This is a genomic window from Sanguibacter inulinus, from assembly GCF_013415325.1.
In the GTDB taxonomy this organism is placed as follows: Bacteria; Actinomycetota; Actinomycetes; order Actinomycetales; family Cellulomonadaceae; genus Sanguibacter; species Sanguibacter inulinus.
The window spans coordinates 60573-87247 of record NZ_JACBYE010000008.1 but is presented as its reverse complement, the minus strand read 5'-3'; the positions used below and the strand labels follow the sequence as shown (position 1 = coordinate 87247).

At 70.2% G+C, this 26675-nt stretch carries 19 protein-coding genes and 1 pseudogene; 14 read left to right on the top strand and 6 right to left on the bottom strand.

Features of this window, described 5'->3' with window-relative positions; genetic code table 11:
• Positions 1-117: 117 nt before the first annotated feature.
• Positions 118-762, bottom strand: a complete 645-nt coding sequence (locus HZZ10_RS05335; RefSeq protein WP_179912709.1) for a TIGR03085 family metal-binding protein — start codon at positions 760-762, stop codon at positions 118-120.
• A 159-nt stretch (positions 763-921) separates the two neighbouring features.
• Here HZZ10_RS05335 and HZZ10_RS05330 point away from each other — a divergent pair, with 159 nt between their 5' ends.
• The 14 genes and pseudogenes from HZZ10_RS05330 (at position 922) to HZZ10_RS05265 (ending at position 20742) form a co-directional block, all read left to right on the top strand.
• Positions 922-2751 (top strand): ABC transporter ATP-binding protein, encoded by a 1830-nt coding sequence (locus HZZ10_RS05330; protein ID WP_179912708.1) that lies wholly within the window; start codon positions 922-924, stop codon positions 2749-2751.
• 134 nt (positions 2752-2885) lie between these two features.
• The gene (locus HZZ10_RS05325; protein ID WP_179912736.1) at positions 2886-4730 is read left to right on the top strand and encodes an ABC transporter ATP-binding protein; all 1845 of its coding nucleotides are present in this window, start codon (positions 2886-2888) and stop codon (positions 4728-4730) included.
• Positions 4731-4883: 153 nt separating this feature from the next.
• A pseudogene (gene hisI / locus HZZ10_RS05320) lies at positions 4884-5267 on the top strand (phosphoribosyl-AMP cyclohydrolase); the annotation flags it as partial.
• 149 nt (positions 5268-5416) lie between these two features.
• Positions 5417-7003: an anthranilate synthase component I gene (locus HZZ10_RS05315; RefSeq protein ID WP_179912706.1), complete on the top strand. Its 1587-nt coding sequence runs from the start codon at positions 5417-5419 to the stop codon at positions 7001-7003.
• An 80-nt stretch (positions 7004-7083) separates the two neighbouring features.
• A complete protein-coding gene (locus HZZ10_RS05310) occupies positions 7084-7770 on the top strand; it encodes a Trp biosynthesis-associated membrane protein (RefSeq protein ID WP_179912705.1) in 687 nt (228 codons plus the stop codon).
• A 131-nt stretch (positions 7771-7901) separates the two neighbouring features.
• Positions 7902-8171 (top strand): HGxxPAAW family protein, encoded by a 270-nt coding sequence (locus HZZ10_RS05305; RefSeq protein WP_056133536.1) that lies wholly within the window; start codon positions 7902-7904, stop codon positions 8169-8171.
• A gap of 159 nt (positions 8172-8330) precedes the next feature.
• The gene (trpC, locus tag HZZ10_RS05300) at positions 8331-9143 is read left to right on the top strand and encodes an indole-3-glycerol phosphate synthase TrpC (RefSeq protein WP_056133533.1); all 813 of its coding nucleotides are present in this window, start codon (positions 8331-8333) and stop codon (positions 9141-9143) included.
• Between the two features lie 131 nt (positions 9144-9274).
• Positions 9275-10522, top strand: a complete 1248-nt coding sequence (gene trpB, locus HZZ10_RS05295) for a tryptophan synthase subunit beta (protein ID WP_056133528.1) — start codon at positions 9275-9277, stop codon at positions 10520-10522.
• On the top strand, positions 10519-11337 hold the full coding sequence (gene trpA / locus HZZ10_RS05290) for a tryptophan synthase subunit alpha (RefSeq protein WP_056133525.1): 819 nt from the start codon (positions 10519-10521) through the stop codon (positions 11335-11337). The genes trpB and trpA overlap by 4 nt, the downstream gene beginning before the upstream one ends.
• Positions 11334-12317, top strand: coding sequence for a prolipoprotein diacylglyceryl transferase (lgt, locus tag HZZ10_RS05285; protein WP_179912704.1), 984 nt, complete (start codon positions 11334-11336; stop codon positions 12315-12317). Before trpA ends, lgt begins: the two co-directional genes overlap by 4 nt.
• Positions 12318-12452: 135 nt before the next feature.
• Positions 12453-17027: a glutamate synthase large subunit gene (gene gltB, locus HZZ10_RS05280; protein WP_056133521.1), complete on the top strand. Its 4575-nt coding sequence runs from the start codon at positions 12453-12455 to the stop codon at positions 17025-17027.
• Complete coding sequence (locus HZZ10_RS05275) at positions 17020-18486, top strand: glutamate synthase subunit beta (protein ID WP_179912703.1); 1467 nt, start codon at positions 17020-17022, stop codon at positions 18484-18486. Before gltB ends, HZZ10_RS05275 begins: the two co-directional genes overlap by 8 nt.
• Before the next feature lie 86 nt (positions 18487-18572).
• Positions 18573-19991: a pyruvate kinase gene (gene pyk / locus HZZ10_RS05270; RefSeq protein ID WP_056133515.1), complete on the top strand. Its 1419-nt coding sequence runs from the start codon at positions 18573-18575 to the stop codon at positions 19989-19991.
• Positions 19992-20313: 322 nt separating this feature from the next.
• Positions 20314-20742 (top strand): hypothetical protein, encoded by a 429-nt coding sequence (locus HZZ10_RS05265; RefSeq protein WP_179912702.1) that lies wholly within the window; start codon positions 20314-20316, stop codon positions 20740-20742.
• Here the strand turns inward: HZZ10_RS05265 and HZZ10_RS05260 are convergent.
• From HZZ10_RS05260 to HZZ10_RS05240, 5 genes are all read right to left on the bottom strand, one after another.
• Positions 20724-21443 (bottom strand): ABC transporter ATP-binding protein, encoded by a 720-nt coding sequence (locus HZZ10_RS05260; RefSeq protein ID WP_056133509.1) that lies wholly within the window; start codon positions 21441-21443, stop codon positions 20724-20726. The two genes, HZZ10_RS05265 and HZZ10_RS05260, sit on opposite strands and share 19 nt — an antisense overlap.
• A complete protein-coding gene (locus HZZ10_RS05255; protein WP_056133506.1) occupies positions 21430-22431 on the bottom strand; it encodes an ABC transporter ATP-binding protein in 1002 nt (333 codons plus the stop codon). Before HZZ10_RS05255 ends, HZZ10_RS05260 begins: the two co-directional genes overlap by 14 nt.
• Entirely contained in the window at positions 22428-23861 is a 1434-nt protein-coding gene (locus HZZ10_RS05250) for a branched-chain amino acid ABC transporter permease (RefSeq protein ID WP_228087109.1), read from the bottom strand. The genes HZZ10_RS05255 and HZZ10_RS05250 overlap by 4 nt, the downstream gene beginning before the upstream one ends.
• Positions 23858-24895 carry a branched-chain amino acid ABC transporter permease gene (locus HZZ10_RS05245; protein ID WP_228087105.1) on the bottom strand — a complete coding sequence of 346 codons (1038 nt, stop codon included), beginning with the start codon at positions 24893-24895 and terminating at the stop codon, positions 23858-23860. The genes HZZ10_RS05250 and HZZ10_RS05245 overlap by 4 nt, the downstream gene beginning before the upstream one ends.
• A 126-nt stretch (positions 24896-25021) precedes the next feature.
• Positions 25022-26263, bottom strand: a complete 1242-nt coding sequence (locus HZZ10_RS05240; RefSeq protein WP_056133501.1) for a branched-chain amino acid ABC transporter substrate-binding protein — start codon at positions 26261-26263, stop codon at positions 25022-25024.
• Between the last annotated feature and the right edge of the window lie 412 nt (positions 26264-26675).

Genomic DNA, 26675 nt, shown 5'->3' with positions numbered 1-26675 from the left:
GACGGGGCGCCAGACGACGAAGCCAGGATGCCCTCCCGCAGGTGGCAGCCTGGCTTAGTGCTTAGTGCTTAGTGCTTAGTGCTTAGTGCTTAGTGCTTCGTGCTTCGTGCTTCGTGCTCAGGCTTGGCTCGACGCTCCGCCCGGCCCGGGGAACCTTGCGAGGAGCGCTCGGACGTCGGCGTCGTCCCCCTGGAAGGTCAGGTCTGTGCTGGTCCCGCGGCCGAAGGCGAAGAGGATCACGTCGGCCAGCTCTCCGGTCACGACCACGGTGCCGGCCCCCGACCGCGGCTTGCGCGCGACGACCCGCGGGCCGTCGGTCACGACGAGGACGACCCCGACAGGTGCCGGGCGGAGCAGCATCCTCGAGAACAGCCGGAACTGCTTCCACAGCGCCTTCGCGTAGTCGGGGCCGATCTCGGTCGACCGCGCGCCGTCAGGTCCGGCGCGGCGGACGTCCTCGGAGTGCACGAACAGCTCGAGCAGGTTCATCTGCTCGGAGAACCAATACCCCGGGCTGAGGCGCCCGGGGCCCTCGGCGACCTGCGCGACCAGGGCGGCATAGCCCTGGGGGTCGGCAGACGTCGCCGCGACAGACTCGAGCCGACCTGGGGACATCCGCCACGGGGTCCTGTCGCGGAGCACCAGGTGCGCGGCGAGGTGCTGCGTCTGCCAGCCCGCGCACAGCGTCGGGGCTCCGGGGCCCGCTGCGAGCAGGGTCTGGGCGAGGTCCGCGCGCTCGGTGGCGCTCCAGGTCTGGGTCATGGCCCCATCCTGGCACGGCGCCCCCGGCCGGGCATGCTGCGGCGCCAGCCTGTGGACCCGCGTCGCAGCAGGTGGCGACGGTGACAGCCCTCGACCAGCCAGGGCCCGTGTCGGTGGCTTGTGAGAACATTGTTCACTCCCTCTGGAAGGACCCTCTCCGTGACCTCGCACGCCCTCACGGGTTCACGCACACGCCGTTCTGCCGTCCTCATCGGTCGCGGTCTGCGCACCGAACCCGTCGTCTACTTCTGGGCCATCGGGGCCTCGGCGCTCTTCGGCGGACTCACCGTCGCGATCAGCCAGGTCCTCGGACGGGTCACCGACACGATCGTCGTCCCGGCCCTCGACGGGTCGAGCCCGGCCGGCCGAGCCTGGATCGGTGGCCTCGTGCTCGCCGCCGTCGGCCTCGGCCTCGCGCTGAGCGTCGCGGCCCGCCGCATCTACGCGGGCATCGGGCTGTCCAACCTGCAGGCCCACCACAGGCGCGCGGTCACCCGCCGGTACCTCGAGCTGCCGATGTCCTGGCACCGGGCGCACCCCACGGGGCAGCTCTTGTCGAACGTCAGCTCGGACGTCGAGGCGGCCACAGGGGTCTTCACGCCGCTGCCCTTCGCCCTCGGTGTCTGCGTGATGATCGTCATCGCCGCCGTCGCGCTGCTGAGCATCGACGTCTGGCTGGCCGCCGCAGCCCTGGTCGTGCTGCCTCTCGCGGTCTTGGTCAACCTCGTCTTCCAGAAGTACATGTCACCGGCGATCACCCGCGCGCAGCAGCTGCGCGCCGAGGTGGCCGACGTCGCCCACGAGAGCTTCGAGGCAGCGCTGCTCGTCAAGGCACTGGGCACCGAAGACCGCGAAGAGGCACGCTTCGCCGAGAAGGCCGGCGAGCTGCGGGCCGCGAACATCAAGGTCGGCAAGGTCCGGGCGTCCTTCGACCCGATCATCGAGTTCCTGCCCTCGGTCGGCACCCTCCTCGTGCTCCTCGTGGGTACCTCGCGGGTCTCGGGCGGGTACGTCGACACGGGCCAGGTGGTCTCGGCGGCCTACCTGCTGACGATGATGGCGGTCCCGGTCCGAGCCTTCGGCTGGGTCCTCGGTGAGCTGCCGCGCGGGCTCGTCGGCCACGACCGCATCGCGCAGGTGCTCGACGCACCGGGCGCACTCTCGGTCGGCACCAGGACCCGGCCTGCGCGGGCCGCCGGCCCGGACGGCGCGCCGGCAGGACTCCAGGTCCGCATGGACGGCGTCGGTGTCCAGGTCCCCGGCTCGAACGGACCGATCACCATCCTCGAGGGCGTCGACCTCGTGGTCGAGCCTGGGGAGACCCTCGCCGTGGTCGGACCGACGGGCTCGGGCAAGACGACCCTCGTCTCGCTGCTCAGCCGGCTCTCCGACCCCAGCAGCGGACGCGTCCTGCTCGACGGCGTCGACGCCCGCGAGCTGACGGCCGAGGCCGTCACCGGAGCCGTCGCCTTCGTCTCGCAGACCACCTTCATCTTCGAAGACACGATCCGCGGCAACATCACGCTCGCCGACGTGGGGGACCAGGGGTCCTACACCGACGACGAGGTGTGGCAGGCCCTCGAGCTGGCTCGTGTCGCCGACGTGGTCCGCGCGCTGCCCGGTGGCCTCGACGCACCGCTCGGCGAGCGGGGCGCGAACCTCTCCGGCGGTCAGCGCCAGCGCGTCGCGATCGCGCGGGCGCTCGTGCGCCGACCGAGCCTGCTGGTGCTCGACGACGCGACCTCGGCCGTCGACCCCGAGGTCGAGCAGGCCATCCTCGCCGGTCTGCGGGCCGGCGCAGGGACGACCGTGGTCATGGTCGCCTACCGCATGTCGAGCGTCTCGCTCGCCGACAGGGTGGCCCACCTCGAGTCTGGTCGCGTCGTCGACGTCGGTACCGCGGCCGAGCTCCTGACCCGAGACGAAGGATTCCAAGACCTCGCACTCGCGTACCAGCGCGAGGCGACCCGACGAGAGGACGAGGCGTGAGCGCCGACAGCACGACGGGCGCCGGCTCGAAGGGCAAGAGCTCGAGGCTGAAGAGGGTGACGCGGAAGAGTGCGGAGGAGCAGGGTTCCACGACGCCGGTCTCCGGTGCTCCCGACTCCGACAGCCACAGCTCGATCGCCTCGGCCAGCGAGCTCGGGGTCTTCGCGACCCTGCGCCGCGGGGTCCAGGTCTCGCCCGAGATCCTCCACGGCGCGACGCTGACCTTCATCCTCGCCGTCTTCGCCGCGGCAGGACGCATCGTCGTCCCGCTCGCCGTCCAGCAGACCGTCGACACCGGCATCCTCGCGCCGGGCGGGGTCGACATGACCCGGGTCGTCTGGCTCGTCAGCGCCGCGGCGGTGGTCCTCGTGATCGCGGGGACCTGCTCCGCGCTCGTCAACGTGCGGCTCTTCACCAGCACCGAGACAGGTCTCGCGTCCTTGCGGGTCAAGGCCTTCAGGCACGTGCACGACCTCTCTGTCCTGTCCCAGAACACCGAGCGACGCGGGTCCCTCGTGTCTCGCGTGACCTCGGACGTCGACACCATCTCGCTGTTCGTGCAGTGGGGCGGCATCATGCTGCTCGTCTCGATGCTCCAGATCCTCGCGGCCACGGGCCTCATGCTCTGGTACTCGTGGCAGCTGACCATCGTCGTGTGGGTCTGCTTCGTGCCGCTCTTCTTCGTGCTGCGCCCGGCGCAGAAGAAGGTCAACCAGGCCTACACGGCTGTCCGCGCCAAGGTCGGCGCGATGCTCGGTGCGATCTCCGAGGCCGTGGTCGGTGCCGAGACCATCCGCGCCTACGGCGTCGGCCGCCGGACCGAGCGTCGCATCGACGCCTCGATCGACGACCACCGCCACGCGGCGATCCGCGCGCAGAAGCTCGTCTCGATCGTCTTCTCGAGCGGTGTCATGGTGGCCAACCTCGTGCTGAGCGCCGTCGTGGTGGCCGGGACGTACCTGGGCGTGGGGGGCGGTCTGAGCGTGGGTCAGCTCCTCGCCTTCCTCTTCCTCGTCCAGCTGTTCACGGGGCCCGTCCAGATGGCCACGGAGATCCTCAACGAGCTGCAGAACGCCGTCGCCGGCTGGCGCCGTGTGCTCGCCGTCCTGGAGACCCCGGTGATGGTCGCCGACCCGGGCGACGACGGGGTGCACAGCCCTCGTGGGGCTGCGGCCGTCGAGTTCCGCGGCGTGAGCTTCGCCTACCCGGGCGGGGCCCCGGTCCTGCACGGCGTCGACCTCGCGCTGCCCCCGCGCACCAAGGTCGCCGTGGTGGGTGCGACGGGTTCTGGCAAGACGACGATCGCCAAGCTCGCCACCCGTCTCATGGACCCGACCGAGGGCACGGTGCTGCTCGACGGCACCGACGTCCGGACCATCCGGGCGGCGAGCCTGCGCCAGCGCATCGTCATGGTCCCGCAGGAGGGCTTCCTCTTCGACGGGACCCTCGCGGACAACATCGCCTACGGCCACAGGCCCGAGCTCGACGACCCTGACGCGCCCTTCTCGCACGACCACCTGCAGCCCGGCCGGTCGTCTGGTCGTGACAGGGACCCGCGCCTGGCCGCGGACCTCGAGCGGGCGGTGTCCGAGCTCGGTCTGGCCGACTGGGTCGCAGACCTGCCCGACGGTCTCGACACCTCGGTCGGGCAGCGTGGAGAGTCGTTGTCGGCGGGGGAGCGGCAGCTCGTCGCGATCGCCCGCGCCTACCTCGCCCAGGCCGACCTGCTCGTGCTCGACGAGGCCACCAGCGCGGTCGACCCCGCGACCGAGGTCCGCATCGCGCGGGCCCTCGACTCGCTGACCCACGGCCGGAGCACGATCACGATCGCGCACAGGCTCTCGACGGCCGAGGCGGCCGACCTGGTGGTCGTGGTCGACGCGGGACGGATCGCGCAGGTCGGCCCGCACGCCGAGCTCGTCGAGGTCGACGGGCACTACGCCCGCATGCACGAGGCCTGGGTCTCCCAGGTCCGCTGACAGGCAGCCCATCGGACAGGCTGCCCAGCGCCGCGAGGGCGGCTGGCGGGCCCTGGCCTGTCGTGACGTGCAGGGGCTCGGGACGGGGCCCCGGTGTGTCCGCGAGACGCACCCGAGGCGCGGCGCGGCACCGCAGCATGGGAAGATGCTGCGGTGCCTGCCCAGTCTTCAGCCCCCGTCCCCACCAGCACCCTCGACCCGGAGATCGCCGCCCGCCTCAAGCGCGACCCGGCCGGCCTCGTCGCCGCGATCGTGCAGCAGCACGACACCCGTGAGGTGCTCATGCTCGGCTGGATGGACGACGAGGCGCTGTCCCGCACGCTGACCGAAGGACGCGTGACCTTCTACTCGCGGTCCCGGCAGGAGTACTGGCGCAAGGGCGACACCTCCGGCCACGTCCAGTGGGTCCGCTCGGTCTCGATCGACTGCGACGGCGACGCCCTGCTGGTCGAGGTCGACCAGGTCGGCGCAGCCTGCCACACGGGGGAGCGCACCTGCTTCATCAGCGGCGGCGACCTCGGAGCTGTGGTCGCCAGCGCGGCCGAGCCCACGGCCGCCGACCGCTCGACCGACCACCACGCCGGACTTTCGACCGACCAACCGGCCGACCGCACCACCGACCTCTCGACACCTGCCGCAGCAGAGCAGACAGCCCCAGGACGTCCCGACAGCAAGGAGACCTCGGCATGACCACGTCACCGCACCCCGTGAGCACCCCCCGTACCGTCGGGTCGCTGCCGTGGGGCCAGACGTGGCCGGAGCTCCCGGAGTTCCGCGAGCTCGCCGCCGACCGCCGCGTGGTGCCCGTCGTCCGCAGGCTGCTCGCCGACGACCTCACCCCCGTCGCGCTGTACCGCCGGCTGGCCCAGGGGCGCCCGGGGACCTTCATCATGGAGTCCGCCGAGATCGGTGGTGGATGGTCGCGCTACTCCTTCGTCGGGGTGACCTCGCGCGCCACGCTGACGGTCGCGGACGACCGCGCCGTGTGGCGCGGTGACGTGCCCGCCGGCATCCCGACGGACGGCGAGCCTCTCGAGGTCCTCGACGCGACGCTGCGCGTCCTGCACACCGAGGCGATCGACGGGCTGCCGCCTCTCACGGGTGGTCTTGTCGGTGCCCTCGGGTGGGACGTCGTGCGCCGCTGGGAGCCCACGCTGCCCAAGACGGCCCCTGACGAGCTCGGTGTCCCCGAGATGACGCTCTGCCTGGCCAGCGACCTCGCTGTCGTCGACCACGTGGACGGCTCGGTCTGGCTCATCGCCAACGCCATCAACTTCGACGCGAGCGACGAGCGCGTCGACGAGGCCCACGCCGACGCCGTCGCACGTCTCGACGCGATGGAGGCCAGCCTCGTGGCGCCCCCGTCGCCCGCCGACGCCGCCGCGGTCCGCCGGGTGCTCGTCGACGAGCCCGAGCCGGAGCTGGCCTTCAGGACCGAGCGCTCGACCTTCGAGGAGTCGGTCCTGGCTGGCAAAGAGGCCATCCGCGACGGCGAGGTCTTCCAGGTGGTGCTCTCGCAGCGCCTCGACCTCAAGTGCACGGCGGACCCTCTCGACGTCTACAGGGTGCTGCGCACGATCAACCCGAGCCCGTACATGTACTACTTCCAGCTCACGGACGCTGACGGCCAAGACTTCGCCGTGGTCGGCTCGAGCCCGGAGACCCTCGCCAAGGTCGCCGACCGTCGGGTCGTCACCTTCCCGATCGCCGGCTCGCGTCCCCGCGGCGCGACCCCCGAGGAGGACACCCGCCTGGCCGAAGAGCTGCTGGTCGACCCGAAGGAGTGCGCCGAGCACATCATGCTCGTCGACCTCTCCCGCAACGACCTGGCCAAGGTCTGCGACCCCACGAGCGTCGAGGTCGTCGAGTTCATGGCTATCAAGCGCTTCAGCCACATCATGCACATGAGCTCGACGGTGGTCGGTGCCCTGCGCCCCGAGGCGACGGCGCTCGGCGTCCTCACGGCGACCTTCCCGGCGGGCACGCTCTCCGGGGCGCCCAAGACGCGCGCGATCGCGCTCATCGACGAGATCGAGCCTGCAGGCCGCGGCATCTACGGTGGCACCGTCGGGTACTTCGGCTTCGACGGGACCATGGACATGGCCATCGCGATCCGCACGGCGCTCATCCGCGACGGACGGGCGAGCGTCCAGGCGGGCGGTGGCATCGTCGCCGACTCCGACCCCGCGCTCGAGTACGAAGAGTCGCGGAACAAGGCCGCAGCCGCCGTCCGCGCGGTCCAGGTCGCGAGCCGTCTGCGAGCCCGCCCGTGACCGGCCAGCGCGGTCAGAGCGGCTCTGCCAGCCCTGACAGCCCTGCCGCACGCCGGACGACCCCGCGACGGACCGTCGTGATGACGCTCCTGCTGCTCGGCGGGTTCAGCCTGCTGAGCGCCGTCCCGACGTGGCTCTCGACCACAGCATCGACTGCGCTCGATGCCTCAGTCGACGTCACCGTCTCCGGGACCACGGCCGCACCGGGGGTGAGCGCCGCGGCCCTCGTGGTCGTCGCGGCGGCTCTGTCCCTCGGGCTCGTCGGCCGCGCGGCCCGGTGGGTCTCGCTGCTCGTCGTGGCTCTCGGTGGCGCGGTCATCGGCGGCTCGGCGCTGTCCTTCGTCCTGTCCCCGGACGCGGCGGCCCGCTCCGGGGTCGCTGAGGCGACAGGCGTGGCCAGGTCGGGCGCGGCGGTCGACATCTCGGTCGCCCCCTACGTCACCGTCGTCCTCGGCGCTGTCGTGGTGGTCGTCGCAGCCTGGGCGGCCTTCGCCCCGGTCGACTGGGGCAAGCGGTCCCGTCGCTACGACGCACCGTCGGCTCCGCACGGCAGCGGTCAGCAGGCTGCCCGACTGGGGGAGAAGAGCGCCCAGGTCGCACCCGGTGGTGCCTCAGGTGCCGCAGCCGCCGCGACGACCCCGGCCGCCACCAGTGTCACGGGATCCCGCGCAGAGGACCAGACGACGTCTCCTGGGGCCTCCACGACCCCGGACCTCGACGAGCGCGACACCTGGGACTCGCTCACCCAGGGCGACGACCCCACCTGACCTCACAGCTCTCCCTCCGACCCGCGCAGACGCTCCCAGGACGTGCCAGACACGGCCGACAGACGCTCCGTGGCCACCTCGAGCACCAGCAGTGGTTAGGCTGGGACCACATTTTCGTGAAAGGCAGTTCCATGGCTGACAGCTCAGTGAAGCGTGACGACACCTACCTCCCGCCGTCCGCGCCCCCGACCAACCACGGTCACACCACCGCGGCGTGGTTCACCACGATCGTCGTGGTGCTCGGCGCCGCGGTCGCCGGGGTCGCGATGTGCTTCGCGCTCGTTTGGCTCGTGATCGTCGGGGCGGTCATCGTCGTCGCCGGTCTCGTGGGCGGCAAGCTCCTCTCGGTCGCCGGGCACGGACAGCCGGCTGCTGCAGGTCGCGGCGCCTCGCGCTCCTGACCCTTCGGGACGGTCACCCGTCTCACATGCGTGACGCCGGTCGGTGGACCCGCACGGCGGCTCTACGATGGCTGTGCAGGTGCCTCGACGGCGCGGACGACCCGCGCCAGAGGTGTCCCTGCTCGGTGCGGGTCCATGCTGCTGGGGAGAAGAGACGTCATGACGGTGCTCGACGACATCATCGCCGGGGTGCGTGAAGACCTTGCCGTGCGCGAGGCGGCCACCCCGCTCGCTGTGCTCAAGGAGAAGGCCCAGCGCCAGACGAACGCCCTCGAGTGCGTCAGCCGCCTGAGCGGTGAGGACGCTGTCGCGGTCATCGCCGAGGTCAAGCGCTCGAGCCCGAGCAAGGGCTCGCTGGCCTCGATCGACGACCCTGCGGCGCTGGCCCGCGAGTACGAGAAGGGCGGCGCCTCGGTCATCTCCGTCCTCACGGAGGAACGGCGGTTCAAGGGCAGCCTGGCCGACCTGCGTGCTGTCCGCGCAGCCGTCGACATCCCCGTGCTGCGCAAGGACTTCGTGGTCACGCCCTACCAGGTGTGGGAGGCACGGGCCTACGGCGCCGACCTCGTCCTGCTCATCGTCGCGGCCCTCGAGCAGACTGTCCTCGAGTCGCTCCTCGACCGCGTGCACTCGCTCGGCATGACGGCGCTCGTCGAGGTCCACACCGTCGACGAGGTGACCCGCGCGGTCGACGCCGGCGCACGCCTCGTCGGCGTCAACGCCCGCAACCTCAAGACCCTCGAGGTCGACCGCACGACCTTCGCCAGGCTCGCACCCGCGATCCCCGAGGGTGTCGTCCGCATCGCCGAGTCGGGTGTCCGCGGACCCCACGACGTCATGGACTACGCCCGCTCGGGTGCGCACGCTGTGCTCGTCGGCGAGGCCCTCGTCACGGGGGAGTCGCCGCGCTCCTCGGTCGCCGACCTCGTCGCCGCAGGCTCCCACCCCTCGCTGCGCGCAGTCCGCCACTAGACCCTGCTCCGGTCCCGCCCGCGCCTCTGCGCGGGCGAAGGACCCCTCTCACCGACATCCGCCCCGTGCGTGGCGACGAGCCCTGCTCGCCGTGGCGCCGGGGCGCTCAGCATCCCTCAGGAGGCCATCTCGTGCCCGAGTCCCTGCAGAACCTTCAAGGCCCGTACTTCGGTGAGTTCGGCGGCCGCTACGTCCCCGAGGCGCTCGTCGCCGCCCTCGACGAGCTCGACGTCGCCTACCAGGCCGCCGTCGCCGACCCCGTCTTCCAGTCCCAGCTCGCCGAGCTGCACCGCTCCTACAGCGGCCGCCCGAGCATCATCACCGAGGTCCCGCGCTTCGCGGAGCACGCCGGTGGTGCCCGGGTCATCCTCAAGCGTGAAGACCTCAACCACACGGGCTCGCACAAGATCAACAACGTGCTCGGCCAGGCGCTGCTCACCAAGCGCATCGGCAAGAAGCGCGTCATCGCCGAGACCGGCGCCGGTCAGCACGGCGTGGCCACTGCGACCGCCGCGGCACTGTTCGACCTCGAGTGCGTCGTCTACATGGGCGAAGAAGACACCCAGCGCCAGGCGCTCAACGTCGCCCGGATGCGCCTGCTCGGCGCCGAGGTCATCCCGGTGACCACAGGCTCGCGCACCCTCAAGGACGCGATCAACGAGGCCATGCGCGACTGGGTCACCAACGTCGACACGACCAACTACGTCTTCGGCACGGCCGCGGGCCCCCACCCGTTCCCGGCCATGGTCCGCGACTTCCAGCGGATCATCGGCGTCGAGGCGCGCCAGCAGGTCCTCGACCTCGTCGGTCGCCTCCCTGACGTCGTGGCCGCGTGCGTCGGCGGCGGGTCCAACGCGATCGGCATCTTCGACGCCTTCCTGGACGACGAGTCCGTGCGTCTGGTCGGCCTCGAGGCCGGCGGCGACGGCGTCGAGACAGGTCGCCACGCCTCGAGCATCACCGGCGGCGCGACGGGTGTGCTCCACGGTGCGCGCTCCTACCTGCTGCAGGACGAGGACGGCCAGACGAAGGACAGCCACTCGATCTCGGCGGGCCTCGACTACCCGGGCGTCGGCCCGCAGCACTCCTTCCTGTCGAGCATCGGCCGGGCCGAGTACCAGCCCGTCACCGACACCGACGCGATGGAGGCGCTGCGTCTGCTGTGCCGCACCGAGGGCATCATCCCGGCCATCGAGTCGGCCCACGCCCTCGCCGGCGCGATCCGCCTCGGCAAGGAGGCTGCGGCCGCAGGCCGCACGGACGAGGTCATCCTCGTGAACCTCTCCGGGCGCGGGGACAAGGACGTCGCGACAGCGGCACGCTGGTTCGAGCTGGTCGACGCGGACGCCGACCTCGGCGCAGAAGGAGCAGACGCGTGAGCGCCACCGAACGTCGTATCGACGAGCTCAAGGCCCAGGGGAGGGCAGCCCTCGTCGGCTACCTGCCTGTCGGCTTCCCGACGGTCGACCAGTCGATCGAGGCCGCCCGCGCCCTCGTCGAGGCCGGGGCCGACATCGTCGAGCTCGGCATCCCGTACAGCGACCCCGTGATGGACGGGGCGATCATCCAGCAGGCCGTCGACCAGGCGCTGAGCTCGGGCGCCCGCGTGCGCGACGTCTTCAGGGTCGTCGAGGCCATCGCCGACCTGGGTGCGCCCGTGCTGGTCATGACGTACTTCAACCCTGTCCTGCGCTACGGCGTCGACGCCTTCGCGCGCGACCTCGCGGCAGCCGGTGGCAGCGGTCTGATCACCCCGGACCTCATCCCCGACGAGGGCTCGGAGTGGATCGAGGCCGCGGACTCCCGCGACCTCGACAAGGTCTTCCTCGTCGCCCCGAGCTCGACCCCGGAGCGACTCGAGATGACCGCCAAGGCCTCGCGAGGCTTCGTCTACGCAGCCTCGACCATGGGTGTCACGGGGGAGCGGGCGACCGTGGGGACCCGCGCTGAAGAGCTCGTCGCCGCCACCCGCGCCGCAGGAGCGTCCCGCGTCTGCGTCGGCCTCGGGGTGTCTCGCCCCGAGCAGGCCGCCGAGGTCGGCCGCTACGCGGACGGCGTCATCGTCGGCTCCGCCTTCGTCAAGCCTCTGCTCGGTGACACCCCCTTCGCCGACAGGGTGGCGAGCATGCAGTCGGTCGTCTCCGGTCTCGCCGCCGGTGTGCGCTCGGCCCGCTCTGGTGCGGCCGCGTCATGACCGGCGTCCTCGCCCAGGGGGTCGTGCTCGCCTCGATCCCCAGCCCGAGCACCGGGGTCTGGCACCTCGGTCCGCTCCCGCTGCGCGCCTACGCCTTCGCGATCCTCGCCGGCATCTTCGTCGCCGCCTGGATGACCGGGAAGCGCTGGGAGGCCCGCGGCGGCTCGATCGACGACATGTACACGATCGTCTACTGGGCCGTCCCCTTCGGGATCATCGGTGGACGGATCTACCACGTCATCAGCTCGCCCGACGCATACTTCGGCGAGGGCGGTGACCCGCTCAAGGCCTTTGCGATCTGGGAGGGCGGCCTCGGCATCTGGGGCGCGATCGCCTTCGGTGCCGTCGGCGCGTACATCGGGTGCCGCCGCACGGGGGTGCGGTTCAGCTCCTTCGCGGACGCCGTCGCCCCGGGCCTGCTCGTCGCGCAGGCGATCGGCCGGCTGGGCAACTGGTTCAACCAGGAGCTCTTCGGCGGTCCGACGACCCTGCCCTGGGGCCTCGAGATCAGCCCGGACCGTCTCCCCGCAGGCTACGAGGTCGGCACGCTCTTCCACCCCACCTTCCTCTACGAGCTGCTGTGGAACCTCGCCGCCGCAGCGCTGCTCGTGTTCCTGGACAGGCGGTTCAGGCTCGGTCACGGACGCGTATTCTGGTTGTACGTCGTCTTCTACACGGTCGGCCGACTCTGGATCGAGCTGCTGCGGATCGACCCCGCAGAGCAGGTCTTCGGCCTCCGCCTCAACGTCTGGACCTCGATCCTCGTGGGTCTGGCCGGTGTCGCGGCCTTCGTGGTGCAGGGACGCCGGCACGCCGGACGCGAAGACTCGGTCTTCGTGGACGGGGACCGTCAGGTCCCCGCGCCGGTCGGAGCCGACGCGAGCGCAGCAGGAGACGAAGCCGTCGTGACCGACCACCCCACCGGTCACGACGACCCGACGGACACCGTCGAAGAAGGTCAAGACCAGCCCAAGTTGTGACCCAGGTCACAACGGTTGGTAACGTCGTCGAAACACGAGCGACGTAGTGTCGTAATGTTTGGGCCGACGACGTCCCGCAACCCCCCAAGTCAAGTCAAGTCTGCGTCAAGCAGGCTCCCCGTGAGGACGGTGTCGATGACCACGCCGCTGCACAGCGCAACCAGCTCCGCGATGTCCGCGGCGCCCGCCGCCCAAGGCCTGTACGACCCCCGGGCCGAGCACGACGCGTGCGGTGTCGCCTTCGTCGCGACGCTGCGTGGTACCCCCGGCCGCGACATCGTCGACGCCGGTCTGACCGCACTGCTCAACCTCGACCACCGCGGCGCCGTCGGCGCCGAGGAGAACAGCGGAGACGGCGCAGGGATCCTCACCCAGATCCCTGACGCCTTCATCCGTGACGTCGTCGCCGTCGACCTGCCCCCTGTCGGCAGCTACGCGATCGGCATGGCCTTCCTCCCGCAGGACGCCGCCGAGGCGGCCGAGGTGGTTGGGGCCGTCGAGCTCATCGCAGCCCAGGAGCGCCTCGAGGTGCTCGCCTGGCGCGACGTCCCCGTGACGGCCGACCTCGTCGGCCCGAGCGCCCGGGCCTCGATGCCCACCTTCCGTCAGCTCGTGGTCGCCGACCCCGAGCGGAAGCTGTCCGGCATCGAGCTCGACCGCCGCACCTACAGGCTGCGCAAGCGCTCGGAGAACGAGCTCGGGCTCTTCTTCGCCTCGCTCTCCGCCCGCACCCTCACCTACAAGGGGATGCTCACGACGGCTCAGCTCGAGCCGTTCTTCCCCGACCTGTCGGACCCGCGCTACGCCTCCGAGCTCGCGCTCGTGCACTCGCGGTTCTCGACCAACACCTTCCCGTCCTGGCCGCTCGCGCAGCCGTTCCGGATGATCGCGCACAACGGTGAGATCAACACCGTCCGCGGCAACCGCAACTGGATGGCCGCACGCCAGGGCAAGCTCGCGAGCGAGCACCTCGGCGACCTCGCCCCGCTGCTGCCGGTGTGCTCCGACGGCGCGAGCGACTCGGCGTCCTTCGACGAGGTCCTCGAGCTGCTGCACCTCGGCGGACGCTCGCTGCCGCACGCCGTGCTCATGATGGTGCCCGAGGCGTGGGAGAACCACGCCGAGATGTCGCCCGAGCGCCGCGCGTTCTACGAGTTCCACGCCAACCTCATCGAGGCGTGGGACGGCCCGGCCTGCCTCAACTTCACCGACGGCACGCTGATCGGGGCGGTCCTGGACCGCAACGGTCTGCGCCCGGGTCGCTTCTGGGTGACCGAAGACGGCCTCGTCGTCCTCGCGAGCGAGGCCGGCGTCCTCGACATCGACCCCGCGACTGTCGTGCAGAAGGGTCGTCTCGAGCCCGGCCGCATGTTCCTCGTGGACACCGCCGCCGGCCGGATCGTCCCCGACGACGAGATCAAGTCCCAGCTCGCCGCACAGCGCCCGTACAAGCAGTGGGTCGAGGAGAACTCTGTGTTCCTCGACGCGCTGCCCGACCGCGAGCACGTGGTGCACAGCCCGGCCTCGGTCCAGCGTCGCCAGCGCGCCTTCGGGTACACCGAGGAAGAGGTCAAGATCCTCCTCACCCCGATGGCCAACACGGCCGCCGAGCCCCTCGGCGCCATGGGCACGGACACGCCGATCGCCGTGCTCTCCTCGCGCCCGCGTCTGCTCTTCGACTACTTCACGCAGATGTTCGCCCAGGTGACGAACCCGCCGCTCGACGCCATCCGCGAAGAGCTGGTCACGTCGATCGGCGGGGCGATCGGACCTGAGCCGAACCTGCTCTCCGACACTGCCGAGCACGCCCGCAAGGTCGTGCTCTCCTTCCCGGTCATCGACAACGACGACCTGGCGAAGATCATCAACATCCACAAGGCGCCCTCTCTCGGCGGCACCTTCGACGCGACGACCATCCGTGGCCTGTTCCGTGTCGACGGCGGCGGCGAGGGCCTGCGCGACAGGCTCGAGGAGATCTTCGACGAGGTCGACCTGGCAGTCGCCCAGGGCACGAGCTTCATCGTGCTCTCGGACCGCGACTCCTACCAGGACTACGCCCCGATCCCGTCGCTGCTGCTCGTGAGCGCCGTTCACCACCACCTCCTGCGCAAGCACACCCGCACCCAGGTGTCGCTCATCGTCGAGGCCGGGGACGTCCGCGAGGTGCACCACACCGCGCTGCTCATCGGCTACGGCGCGGCTGCGGTCAACCCGTACCTCGCGATGGAGACGGTCGAGGACCTCGCGAAGTCGGGCTACCTCGACGTCACGCCCGACAAGGCCGTGAAGAACCTCATCAAGGCGCTCGGCAAGGGCGTCCTCAAGGTGATGAGCAAGATGGGCATCTCGACGATGTCCTCCTACCGCGGTGCTCAGGTCTTCGAGGCCCTCGGTCTCTCGCACGAGCTCATCGGCGACTACTTCACGGGGACCACGAGCCGCCTCGGCGGCATCGGCCTCGACGTCATCGCGGCCGAGGTCGCGGCCCGTCACACCGAGGCGTACCCGTCGTCGGGCAACTTCCAGGCGCACCAGCGCCTCGCTGTCGGCGGCGAGTACCAGTGGCGCCGTGACGGGGAAGAGCACCTCTTCGACCCCGAGACGGTCTTCCGTCTGCAGCACTCGACGCGGACCCGTCAGTTCGACGTGTTCCGCGAGTACACGCAGCGGGTCGACGACCAGACGGCGCGCCTCATGACGCTGCGCGGCCTGCTCCAGTTCTCGGGCGACCGCACCCCCGTGCCCCTCGACGAGGTCGAGCCGGTCTCGGAGATCGTCAAGCGCTTCAACACCGGTGCGATGTCCTACGGGTCCATCTCGCAGGAGGCCCACGAGACCCTCGCGATCGCGATGAACCGTCTCGGTGCTCGCTCCAACACGGGGGAGGGCGGTGAAGACTCCGAGCGTCTCCACGACCCCGAGCGCCGCAGCAAGGTCAAGCAGATCGCGTCGGGCCGCTTCGGTGTGACGTCCGAGTACCTGACCTTCGCCGACGACATCCAGATCAAGCTCGCCCAGGGTGCCAAGCCCGGCGAGGGCGGTCAGCTGCCCGGTCACAAGGTCTACCCGTGGGTCGCCAAGACGCGTCACTCGACACCCGGTGTCGGGCTCATCTCGCCGCCGCCGCACCACGACATCTACTCGATCGAAGACCTCGCGCAGCTGATCCACGACGCGAAGAACGCCAACCCCTCGGCCCGCATCCACGTGAAGCTGGTCTCGGAGTTCGGTGTCGGGACCGTGGCGACGGGTGTCTCCAAGGCGCACGCCGACGTGGTCCTCATCTCCGGCCACGACGGCGGGACGGGCGCGAGCCCGCTCACCTCGCTCAAGCACGCCGGGACCCCGTGGGAGATCGGCCTGGCCGAGACCCAGCAGACCCTCGTGCTCAACAACCTTCGCGACCGCATCGTCGTGCAGGTCGACGGCCAGATGAAGACAGGTCGCGACGTCATCATCGGCGCGCTGCTCGGCGCCGAGGAGTTCGGCTTCGCGACGGCTCCGATGGTCGTGTCGGGGTGCATCATGATGCGCGTCTGCCACCTCGACACCTGCCCCGTCGGTGTCGCCACGCAGAACCCCGAGCTGCGCAAGCGCTTCACGGGGAGCCCGGAGTTCGTCGTGAACTTCTTCGAGTTCATCGCCGAGGAGGTCCGCGAGCACCTCGCGGCCCTCGGCTTCAGGACCCTCGAAGAGGCCGTCGGCCAGGTCCAGGCGCTCGACACCCGCAAGGCCGTCGACCACTGGAAGGCGCAGGGTCTCGACCTCGCGCCCGTGCTCGCGGTGCCCCAGCCCGTCGAGGGCTCGTCGCTGCGCAACACCACGACCCAGGACCACGGGCTCGCCCGGGCCCTGGACAACCAGCTCATCGCCTCGGCCGCTGCGGCCCTCGAAGACGGCACGCCGGTCTCGATCGACGTCCCGGTGCGCAACGTCAACCGGACTGTCGGCACCATGCTCGGCCACGAGGTGACCAAGCGCTACGGCGGCGACGGGCTGCCCGACGACACGATCGACGTGACCCTCACGGGGTCCGCCGGTCAGTCTCTCGGCGCCTTCCTGCCGCGCGGCATCACGCTGCGCCTCTTCGGAGACGCGAACGACTACGTCGGCAAGGGCCTCTCGGGCGGACGCATCGTCGTGCGCCCGGACCGCTCGGCCGTGCTGACGGGCGCGAGCAACGTGATCGCCGGCAACGTCATCGGCTACGGGGCCACCGGCGGGGAGATCTTCCTGCGCGGCCTCGTGGGCGAGCGCTTCGGTGTCCGCAACTCGGGCGCCACGCTGGTCGTCGAGGGTGTGGGCGACCACGGCTGCGAGTACATGACCGGTGGCACCGTGCTCGTCCTGGGCAACACCGGGCGCAACTTCGGCGCCGGGATGTCGGGCGGTACCGCCTACGTCCTGGACCTGCGCGAAGAAGCCCTCAACACCGTCGCGGCGACGACAGGCGAGCTCACGCTCTCCGGTCTCGACGACGACGACCTGGTCCTCGTCGAAGGTCTGCTCCGCCGCCATGCGGAGGAGACCGGCTCGCGGGTCGCCGAGGCACTGCTCGCCGACCTGCCCTCCTCGCTCGCGCGCTTCACCAAGGTGCTGCCGACCGAGTACGCACGTATCCGCACCGCCCTCGCGAAGGCTGACGCCGACAGCGTCGACCTGAGCGTCCCCGGTGCCTGGGAAGAGATCTTGGAGGTGGCTCGTGGCTGACCCACGTGGATTCCTGAAGGTCCGGGAGCGCGAGCTCCCGGCCTACCGGCCGGTGTCGGTGCGACTGATGGACTGGCGCGAGGTGCACGAGCACCGCGCGGAGGACTCGGCGATCGTCAAGGTGCAGGCCGGGCGCTGCATGGACTGCGGCATCCCCTTCTGCCACCAGGGCTGCCCGCTCGGGAACCTCATCCCGGACTGGAACGACCTCGTCTGGCGGGACCAGTGGGAGGACGCGATCGACAGGCTGCACGCCACGAACAACTTCCCCGAGTTCACGGGTCGTGTGTGCCCCGCGCCGTGCGAGTCGAGCTGCGTGCTCGGCATCAACCAGCCTGCGGTGACCATCAAGAACGTCGAGGTCTCGATCATCGACGAGGCCTTCGCCCGCGGCTACGTCGTGCCGCAGATCCCGCAGCGCCTCACCGGCAAGACCGTCGCGGTCGTCGGCTCGGGCCCCGCCGGGCTCGCGGCAGCCCAGCAGCTCACGCGTGCCGGGCACACCGTCGCGGTGTACGAGCGCGACGCCACCATCGGTGGTCTGCTGCGCTACGGCATCCCCGACTTCAAGCTCGAGAAGACCCACATCGACCGCCGTCTGGCGCAGATGGAGGCCGAGGGCACCCGCTTCAGGCCCGGTGTCGAGATCGGCGTGGACATCACCTGGGACGAGCTCCGCTCGCGCTTCGACGCCGTCGTGCTCGCGACAGGGGCCACGGTCCCGCGCGAGCTGCCGATCCCCGGCAACGACCTCGAGGGCGTGCACTACGCCATGGAGTTCCTGCCGCAGGCGAACGCCGTCGTCGCGGGGGAGACCGTCGAGGACCAGATCCTCGCGACAGGTAAGCACGTCGTGGTCATCGGAGGCGGTGACACCGGCTCGGACTGCATCGGTACGTCGCTGCGTCAGGGCGCTGCCTCGGTGACGACGCTGGCGATCGGCAAAAAGCCGCCGACGTCGCGCCCCGAGAACCAGCCGTGGCCGACCGACCCGCTGCTCTTCGAGGTCTCGAGCTCGCACGCCGAGGGTGGAGAGCGCGACTACCTCGCCTCGACCGTCGAGCTGATCGGCGACGAGCACGGCCACGTGACCGGGCTCAAGGTCGCCACGACCGAGTACCTGCCCGACGGCCGGCGCGTGCCGCAGGCCGGCACGGAGCGGGTCATCCCCGCGGACCTCGTGCTCGTCGCGATGGGCTTCACAGGACCCGAGACCAGCCTGCTCGTCCAGCAGACCGGGGCGGGCCTCACCTCCCGCGGCCTCGTGGCCCGCAACGACGACTTCTCCTCGGCTCTCCCGGGGGTCTTCGTCACAGGAGACGCCGGGCGCGGTCAGTCGCTGATCGTGTGGGCCATCGCCGAAGGTCGGGCGACTGCGGCTACGGTAGACGCATACCTGCAAGGCACGACAGAGCTCCCGGCCCCGGTGCGTGCGACGACAGTCGCGCTCCGCCCGTGACCGACCGGCTCGCAGCACCTGATCTGCGGGCCGGGCAAGACCTTTGTCCCGTGAGCAGCACCTCAACAATCAACTAGGCTGGAGCCATGCGCAGAGCGAAGATCGTATGTACCATCGGGCCCGTCACGGCCTCCCCCGAGCAGATCCAGAACCTCGTCGACGCCGGTATGGACGTCGCACGGATCAACCGTAGCCACGGTGACCCTGAAGAGCACGAGGCGGTCTACCGCAACGTGCGCGCCGCAGCCGAGGCCTCTGGCCGCTCGGTCGCCGTGCTGGTCGACCTCCAGGGACCGAAGATCCGCCTCGGCCGGTTCGCCGGTGACGAGAAGCACTGGCTCAACGTCGGTGACACCTTCACCATCACGACCGAAGACGTCGTGGGCACCAAGGAGCTCGTCTCCACGACCCACAAGGGTCTGACGGACGACGCACGCGTCGGTGACCCCCTCCTCATCGACGACGGCCGCGTCCTCGTCCGCGTGACCGCCGTCGAGGGTCCGCGCGTCGTGACCCGCGTCGAGGTCTCCGGGCCTGTCTCCAACAACAAGGGCATCAACCTCCCCGGTGTCGCCGTCTCGGTCCCCGCCATGTCCGACAAGGACGAGGCCGACCTCCGCTGGGCCCTCAAGCTCGGCGCCGACATCATCGCGCTCTCCTTCGTGCGCAACGCCGCCGACTACGACGACGTCCGCCGCATCATGGAGGAAGAGGGCCGCGTCCTCCCCGTCATCGCCAAGGTCGAGAAGCCGCAGGCTGTCGAGAACCTCGCCGAGATCGTGGACGCCTTCGACGGCATCATGGTCGCCCGTGGCGACCTCGGCGTCGAGCTCCCGCTCGAGCAGGTCCCGCTCGTCCAGAAGCGCGCCGTCGAGCTCGCTCGTCGTGCCGCCAAGCCCGTCATCGTCGCGACCCAGGTGCTCGAGTCGATGATCTCGGCCCCGCGCCCGACCCGCGCCGAGGCCTCGGACTGCGCCAACGCCGTCCTCGACGGTGCAGACGCCGTCATGCTCTCCGGTGAGACCAGCGTCGGTGACTACCCGATCGAGGCCGTGCGCGTCATGGCCCGCATCATCGAGAGCACCGAAGAGCTCGGCCGCGAGCGGATCGCCCCCCTCGGGTCGACCCCGCACACCCGCGGTGGCGCGATCACCCGTGCCGCTGCGGAGATCGGTGAGATCCTCGGCGTCAAGTACCTCGTGACCTTCACCCAGTCGGGCGACTCGGCGCGCCGCATGTCGCGCCTCCGTTCGGCCCTGCCGCTCCTGGCCTTCACGCCTGACGCAGCAGTCCGCAACGTCCTGTCCCTCACCTGGGGCACGCAGTCCTACGAGGTCCCCTCGGTCGACAGCACGGACGCGATGGTCCGCCAGGTCGACACGACCCTCCAGGCCAACGGTCTCGCCGAGACGGGCGACCTCGTCGTCGTCGTCGCCGGTGCACCCGTCGGCGTCGCGGGCACGACCAACTCGATCCTCGTCCACCGCATCGGTGACGAGCTCTGATCGACCCGTCCTCCGTGAGCAGGTCTGCGTGACCTGACACGAACGACATCCACGACCCCCGTCCTCCTCACCGGAGGGCGGGGGTCGTGTCGTGTGACGAGGAGAGCGCTCGGGTGCGGCGACCAGCACAAGTGGCGGCCGGTCCCGCGGACGAGCGCTGGCGCGCAGCGGCTCGGCGGCCCGCCACGTCCTGCGGCTGTCGTGAGCCTGTGCCGCCAAGACACTCACGCCCGGCGTCGACCGGCCGATGAGACAGGTGTCCGGGACGCCCGGACCGCGGAACCCAGCGTCGGGAGCCGCGCCACGACGACGAGGGAGAGAGATGACCGAGAGCTATGGAGCAGGTGTCGACCTTGCCGTCGCCGAGCCCGTCCTCACGACTCCTGCAGCACGCGTCTCCGCTGCCTCCGCCGCGTCCGCTGCCGCCGACTGTGCCTTCGCCGCAGCGATGGTCGACGCGGCGATCGGCGACCTCGACCTCGTGCTGGACCTCGATCTCGACACCGCAGGCTCGGCCCTTCCCGAGGTGCTCGAGCAGCCCAGCACCGAGCGGGCCGAGATCAGCCCGCTCGTCTCGTCGCTCGTGCAGGCCTACGCCCGACGCCGGGGGATGCCCGTCGGCGCTGTCATGCTCGCCTATCCTCTGCACGACGTCCGCGTCGTCGAGAGGCTCGTGGCCGACCTCGCCCGTGCCCAGGGCACGAGCGAGGCCGTGGTCCGGCTGACCTTCGGTCAGCCCACCCCGAGGTAGGCCTCTTTGATCGCCGGGTCGGCGAGGAGCGCCTTGCCCTCGCCGGTCCGTACGACCGACCCTGTCTCGAGCACGTAGGCCCTGTCGGACCTCGAGAGTGCCTGCTGCGCGTTCTGCTCCACGAGGAGCACCGTGGTGCCCTGCGCGTTGATCTCCGAGATGATCCGGAAGATCTGCTGGATGATCATCGGTGCCAGGCCCATTGACGGCTCGTCGAGCAGCAGCACCCGTGGCCTGGCCATGAGCGCCCGGCCGATCGCGAGCATCTGCTGCTCGCCGCCGGACATGGTCCCGCCGAGCTGGGTGCGCCGTTCCGCGAGCCGCGGGAAGAAGGTGAACACCCTCTCGACGGTCTCGTCGTGCTCGGCCTTGGAGTCGAAGGGCCTGGCGAAGCACCCCATCTCCAGGTTTTCCATGACGGTCATGCCGGCGAACACGCCGCGGCCCTCGGGGGCCTGGACGATCCCCGCGGCCACCCTCAGGTGCGGCTTCATGCGGGTGATGTCCTTGCCGTCGAAGACGATCGTGCCGCGCGACAGCGGACGCACGCCCGAGAGGGCCCGCATGGTCGTGGTCTTCCCGGCACCGTTGGCACCGATGAGCGTGACGAGCTCCCCGGTCTCGACGGTGATGGACACGTCGCGGATGGCCTCGATGCGCCCGTAGGCGACGGTCATCCCTGAGATCTCAAGCAGTGGCATCGTCGGGTACCCCCAGATAGGCGGCGATGACCGCCGGGTCGCTCGTGACGGCGTCAGGGGTGCCCTGCGCGATCACCTTGCCGAACTCGAGGACGACGATGCGGTCTGTCACCCCGCGCACGAGCTTCATGTCGTGCTCGATGAGCAGGACCGTGTACCCGTCGTCCCTGATCTGCCGGATGAGGTCCATGAGGGACTCCTTCTCGGCGGGGTTGAAGCCTGCGGCCGGCTCGTCCAGGCAGAGCAGCTTGGGCTCGGTGGCCAGCGCGCGGGCGATCTCGAGGCGACGCTGGTCCCCGTAGGAGAGGTTGCGGGCCTTATCGGTCGCCCTGCCGCCGACGCCGACGAACTCGAGCAGCGCCATCGCGCGGTCGATGCCCTCGCGTTCTTCTCGTCGGTGCCGGGGCGTGCGGAAGACGGCGCCGGGGACCGAGGTTCGGTGCCGGGCGTCTGTCCCGACGACGACGTTCTCGAGGGCTGTCATCTCGTTGAAGAGCCGGATGTTCTGGAAGGTCCGGGCGATCCCCAGCTGGGTGATCTGGTAGCGCTTCTTGCGGCCGACGGGCTCGCCGTCGAAGACCACAGTCCCCGACGTCGGCCTGTACACCCCCGTCATCGCGTTGAAGCAAGTGGTCTTCCCCGCCCCGTTGGGCCCGATCAGCCCGAGGATCTCCCCGCGACGGATGTCGAAGGTCACGCCGTCGACGGCTGTGAGACCACCGAACTGGACCGTGACGTCGTCCATGCGCAGCAGCGGCTCGCCGACGGCCGTGTGGACCTCGCGGTCCGAGGCCACCTTCTCGGCGACGACGGTCGGGTCGGCCAGCTCGGGGTGGACGTCGGCGACGTCCACGACGACGGGTTCTTCGACCCCTCCACCGGGAAGGTCTTTCTCTGCGGGTCCGGTACCGGCGCCCTGCTCAGGGTTGCGGAGCTCTTCGCCGTGCTCGGCGCCCGCGCCGATGCCGCCAGGCTCGTGGCTGCTCATGCCTGCTCCTTCGCTGTGCTGTCGGGCCCCGTGCTGCCGCGACCGGTGCTGCCACGACCCGCGCGGTGGTGCGAGCCGTCGTGGAGCTCGCTGTCCTGCGCCTTGATGGTGCGGCGGGCTGCGACGTACAGCTCGCGGCCGTAGGTGAGGAGCTTCTGCCGCACGGGCAGGAGCCCTTGCGGCCTGAAGACCATGAGCACCATGAGGGCGATGCCGAAGAACAGGTACCTGTACTCCGCGATCTGGGTACCGTCGATCGGTATGCCGAAGATCTCGGTCCGGCCGAGGAAGAAGTTCGGCAGGTAGACGATGACGAAGGCCCCGAGGATCACGCCGAGCTTGTTGCCCTGACCCCCGAGCACGACGGCGCAGAGGAACAGGACCGAGTTGATCACGTTGAAGTTCGTGGGGTTCACGAACTGCACCTGCCCGGCGTAGAGGGCGCCGGAGGCACCGCCGATCGAGGCGCCGATGACAAACGCCCAGAGCTTGAACCTGAAGGTCGGCACGCCCATGATCTCGGCGGCGTCCTCGTCCTCGCGGATCGCGACCCACGAGCGACCGACGCGTGAGCGCTCGAGGTTCCCCACGAACAGCAGCGCGACGACGATGAGCACGATGCTCAGCCAGTACCACCACACCCCGGAGTTGAGGGCTCCGGAGCCCGAGCCGGCCGAGAACACACCGTTGGGGTTCGTCTCGCTCACCCCGGCTCGCGGGTAGGCGACCTGGGCGAGGCCCCGACCGCCGCCGGTGATGCCGTCGAGGTTGTCGGCCAGCAGCCTGACGATTTCGCCGAAGCCGAGCGTGACGATCGCGAGGTAGTCACCGCGCAGACGCAGCGTGGGGGAGCCGATGAGCAGTCCCGAGAGCGCGGTGATCGCGACGGCGATCGGCAGCGCGGCGAGCCACGCCCAGTCCTGGGAGAGCCACCCGCCGTCGCCGGTCTGGTTCCAGGGGCTCGACGGGCTGGTGAGCAGGGCAACGGTGTACGCGCCGATCGCGTAGAAGCCGATGTAGCCGAGGTCGAGCAGCCCCGCCTGGCCGACGACCACGTTGAGGCCGATCGCGATGAGCGCGTACATGCCGAACTGGGCCATGACGCCGCCGAAGTTGGTGCCGACTGTCGTCAGGACCGGGATCTGCAAGATCGGAAGGAGAGCGATGAAGATCAGCAGGGGTAGCCCGAGGGCCCACTGGGTGGGCCTGGCCTGGGCGTCCCACCAGAGACGGACGGCGTCGCCCACACCGGAGTGGGGTCGCAGGCCTGTCGTCGTGCTGTGCGCAGGGTCGGTGGACGGGGGTGATGTCGACGAGCTGCCAGTCGGCGAGGTGCCCTTCGCGAGCGGGGCAGGCGAGGAGCCGGAGGACGGGGTCCCGTGCTCTCCGTCGCCCGGCGACGCGGGTGTGGGTGCGTTCGGGGTCGTCATGCGCGTGCCCTCCCGAGAGACTCGCCGAGGATGCCCGTGGGCCTGACCATGAGGACGAGGATCAGCAGGACGAAGGCGACGACGTCGCGCCACTCCGTGCCGAAGACGACCTGTCCGTAGTTCTCCATGACCCCGAGCAGCAGCCCGCCGAGGAGAGCTCCGCGCAGGTTGCCGATCCCCCCGAGGACCGCGGCGCAGAAGGCCTTGATGCCCAGGATGAACCCGCCCGAGTAGACGATGCCGTTGGGGACGCGGAGCGTGTAGAGCAGCGCGGCGGCGCCGGCGAGGATGCCGCCGATGAGGAAGGTGAGCATGATGATGCGCTCTCGTGAGACCCCCATGAGGGTGGCCGTCACGGGGTCCTGCGCGACGGCACGGATGCCGCGGCCGAACTTGGTGCGGTTGATGAACTGGTCGGTCGCGAGGGCCAGCAGCAGCGCGGAGACCACGATGATGAGGGTCACGTTGGTGACGTTGGCGGAGCCGATCTGGAACTGCACCTCGGGCTCGACGAGCCGGATGGGCTGCTGGGCGTTGACGCCGCCGAGCGTGCCGCCGGTGAGGCGGGGGAGCACGAAGTGCACGAACTCCTGCAGCACGAAGGACGCACCGATCGCGGTGATGAGGAAGACGAGCGACGGGGCACCGCGCTTGCGCAGCGGCCTGTAGGCGACCCGCTCCAGGCCGACGGCCACGCCGCCGGAGATGGCCATGCCGCCGATCATGGCGGCTCCGAGGTAGAGGACCGTCATGACGATCCCCATGTCGTACGCGTCGCCGCTCGGGCCGAAGCCGAGCAGCATGAGGGCCGCGTACTGCCCGAACATCCCGAGCATGAACACCTCGGAGTGCGCGAAGTTGATGAGGCGCAGGACGCCGTACACGAGGGTGTAGCCGACGGCGACGAGGGCGTACACGGACCCGTAGGTCAGCCCGTCGACGGTCAGCGCCCAGAAGTTCCGCCCGAGGGCCGCGACGTCGAACCCGATGAGGGGTTCCGCCACGACCATGGTGTGGAGAAGACCACCTGTCATGTGCTGCACTCTCTCTTTCCTGTGCTGGACGTCCGTCGTGGTGCGCCCCGCAAGCAGCCCGCGCTCCCGGTCCGCCGTGGTGGCGGGCCGGGAGCGCGAGGTCAGCTGCCGGCGGGGCGGCGGGTGCTACTCGACGTCGTAGATCCAGATGAGTGCGGAGGTGAGCTCGCCGGTGTCGGTCCACGAGTAGTTCCGGGCGAGGCCGGCACCGTCGTAGCTGGCGACGAAGTCGAGCAGGCCTGCTCGGTCGGTGATGCCCGAGTCGATACCGGCGAGCATGATCGTCATGAGGTCGTAGCCCTCGACGGAGTAGACACCGGGGGCTGCCTCGAAGGCGGTCTCGTACTCGGTCGCGAAGGCGTCGGGTGCCGGGCCGCACGGGCAGGAGAGCACGGCGCCGTCGGATGCCGAGCCTGCCTGCTCGACGAACTGCGGGTCGTTGGTGCCGTCGGCCGAGACGAAGGTGGTGTCGACCCCGGCGTCACGCAGCTGCTGGACGAAGGGTGCTGCCTCGGCGTAGTAGCCGGCGTAGAAGACCGCGTCGGCCTCGGCACCGCTGATGATCTGGACAGCGGCGGCGAAGTCCTTGTCACCGGTCTTGACCGAGGCGGAGCACGAGGAGTCTGCGGCGTCGCCGAGGCCCGCGGTGATCTGCTCGGCGAGACCGATGCCGTAGTCGGAGTTGTCGGCCACGACGCAGACCTTGGCGTAGCCGAGGGTGTCGACCATGTACTTGGCGACGGCCGGGCCCTGGACGGCGTCGTTGGCGAGGCCGCGGTAGAAGGTCTTCCACCCGAGGGTGGTGAGGTCAGGGTTGGTGGCCGAGGCAGAGAGCGAGAGCAGGCCCGCCTGGTTGAAGATGTCGCCGGTCGCCTTGGTCTCGCCCGAGAACGCGGGGCCGAGGAGGCCGAGGACGTTCGCGTCTCCGACGATCTGCGGCGCGACCTGGGTGGCCTTCTGCGGGTCGCCCTCGGTGTCGAAGGACTTGAGCACGACCTGGCAGTCGGCGTTGGCCTCGTTGTGCTTGTCGAGCGCGAGCTGTGCGCCGTTGAGGATGTTCTGCCCGAGTGCGGCGTTCGGACCGGTCAACGCACCGGCCATCGCGATGGTGGTGGTGGCGGCGCAGGTGGCGCTCCCGTCACCCGCGGGGTCGACGGCGTCGCCGCCTGCCGCGGACTCGACCTCGACTCCGTCGGGGTCGATCTGGACCATCGGCACGATGGCCAGGTCGGCAGAGGCTGACTCGCTGGAACCTGACGCGGCTCCTGTCTCGTCGTCGGTGGACTTCTGCCCGCATGCGGTGAGGGCGACGGCTACGGCGAGGGCGATCGCCAGGCCTGGTGTTGTACGGCGAGCATGTGAACGCATCTCGTGACCTCCGGCTGTGGGCCCCCTGGACCCGGATGATGAGTGGAGCTGTGGGGTGGATCGGTCGGTGGTGGGTGGTGGAGCCGCGGGGGAGGAGTGCGACGGTGCACTCGTCCTGGTCCTGCGGTACCCACACCTTGGTGGCCTGGTGTTACGGCCGACTGCGATCGGTGTTGCGTCAGTGTTACGGAAAAGCCACGCTTCTGCACGCATGACTGTTCTGCCAGAGGTGCGCAGATCGTCAAGAGATTACAAAATCTGCAGGTCACATTTGTGACTTGGGTCACTGAACATATGTCCACGGAGTGAGCGCGACGGCGCGCCGCACGTTCCTGGCGTTGGCCCGGTGTCGGAGAACTTCACCTGGTCTCCATCTGGCAGCCTTGTGCGCCCTATCGAAAGTCGATAGGTT

Excerpts from the sequence above, each read along its gene's own strand:
- HZZ10_RS05240 (WP_056133501.1), bottom strand. The coding sequence starts at position 26,263 with ATGCGTTCACATGCTCGCCGTACAACACCAGGCCTGGCGATCGCCCTC.
- pyk (WP_056133515.1), top strand. The coding sequence starts at position 18,573 with ATGCGCAGAGCGAAGATCGTATGTACCATCGGGCCCGTCACGGCCTCC.
- gltB (WP_056133521.1), top strand. The coding sequence starts at position 12,453 with ATGACCACGCCGCTGCACAGCGCAACCAGCTCCGCGATGTCCGCGGCG.
- trpC (WP_056133533.1), top strand. The coding sequence starts at position 8,331 with ATGACGGTGCTCGACGACATCATCGCCGGGGTGCGTGAAGACCTTGCC.
- HZZ10_RS05335 (WP_179912709.1), bottom strand. The coding sequence starts at position 762 with ATGACCCAGACCTGGAGCGCCACCGAGCGCGCGGACCTCGCCCAGACC.
- HZZ10_RS05310 (WP_179912705.1), top strand. The coding sequence starts at position 7,084 with ATGACGCTCCTGCTGCTCGGCGGGTTCAGCCTGCTGAGCGCCGTCCCG.
- HZZ10_RS05260 (WP_056133509.1), bottom strand. The coding sequence starts at position 21,443 with ATGCCACTGCTTGAGATCTCAGGGATGACCGTCGCCTACGGGCGCATC.
- HZZ10_RS05245 (WP_228087105.1), bottom strand. The coding sequence starts at position 24,895 with ATGACAGGTGGTCTTCTCCACACCATGGTCGTGGCGGAACCCCTCATC.
- HZZ10_RS05250 (WP_228087109.1), bottom strand. The coding sequence starts at position 23,861 with ATGACGACCCCGAACGCACCCACACCCGCGTCGCCGGGCGACGGAGAG.
- HZZ10_RS05315 (WP_179912706.1), top strand. The coding sequence starts at position 5,417 with ATGACCACGTCACCGCACCCCGTGAGCACCCCCCGTACCGTCGGGTCG.
- lgt (WP_179912704.1), top strand. The coding sequence starts at position 11,334 with ATGACCGGCGTCCTCGCCCAGGGGGTCGTGCTCGCCTCGATCCCCAGC.
- HZZ10_RS05265 (WP_179912702.1), top strand. The coding sequence starts at position 20,314 with ATGACCGAGAGCTATGGAGCAGGTGTCGACCTTGCCGTCGCCGAGCCC.
- HZZ10_RS05255 (WP_056133506.1), bottom strand. The coding sequence starts at position 22,431 with ATGAGCAGCCACGAGCCTGGCGGCATCGGCGCGGGCGCCGAGCACGGC.
- HZZ10_RS05305 (WP_056133536.1), top strand. The coding sequence starts at position 7,902 with ATGGCTGACAGCTCAGTGAAGCGTGACGACACCTACCTCCCGCCGTCC.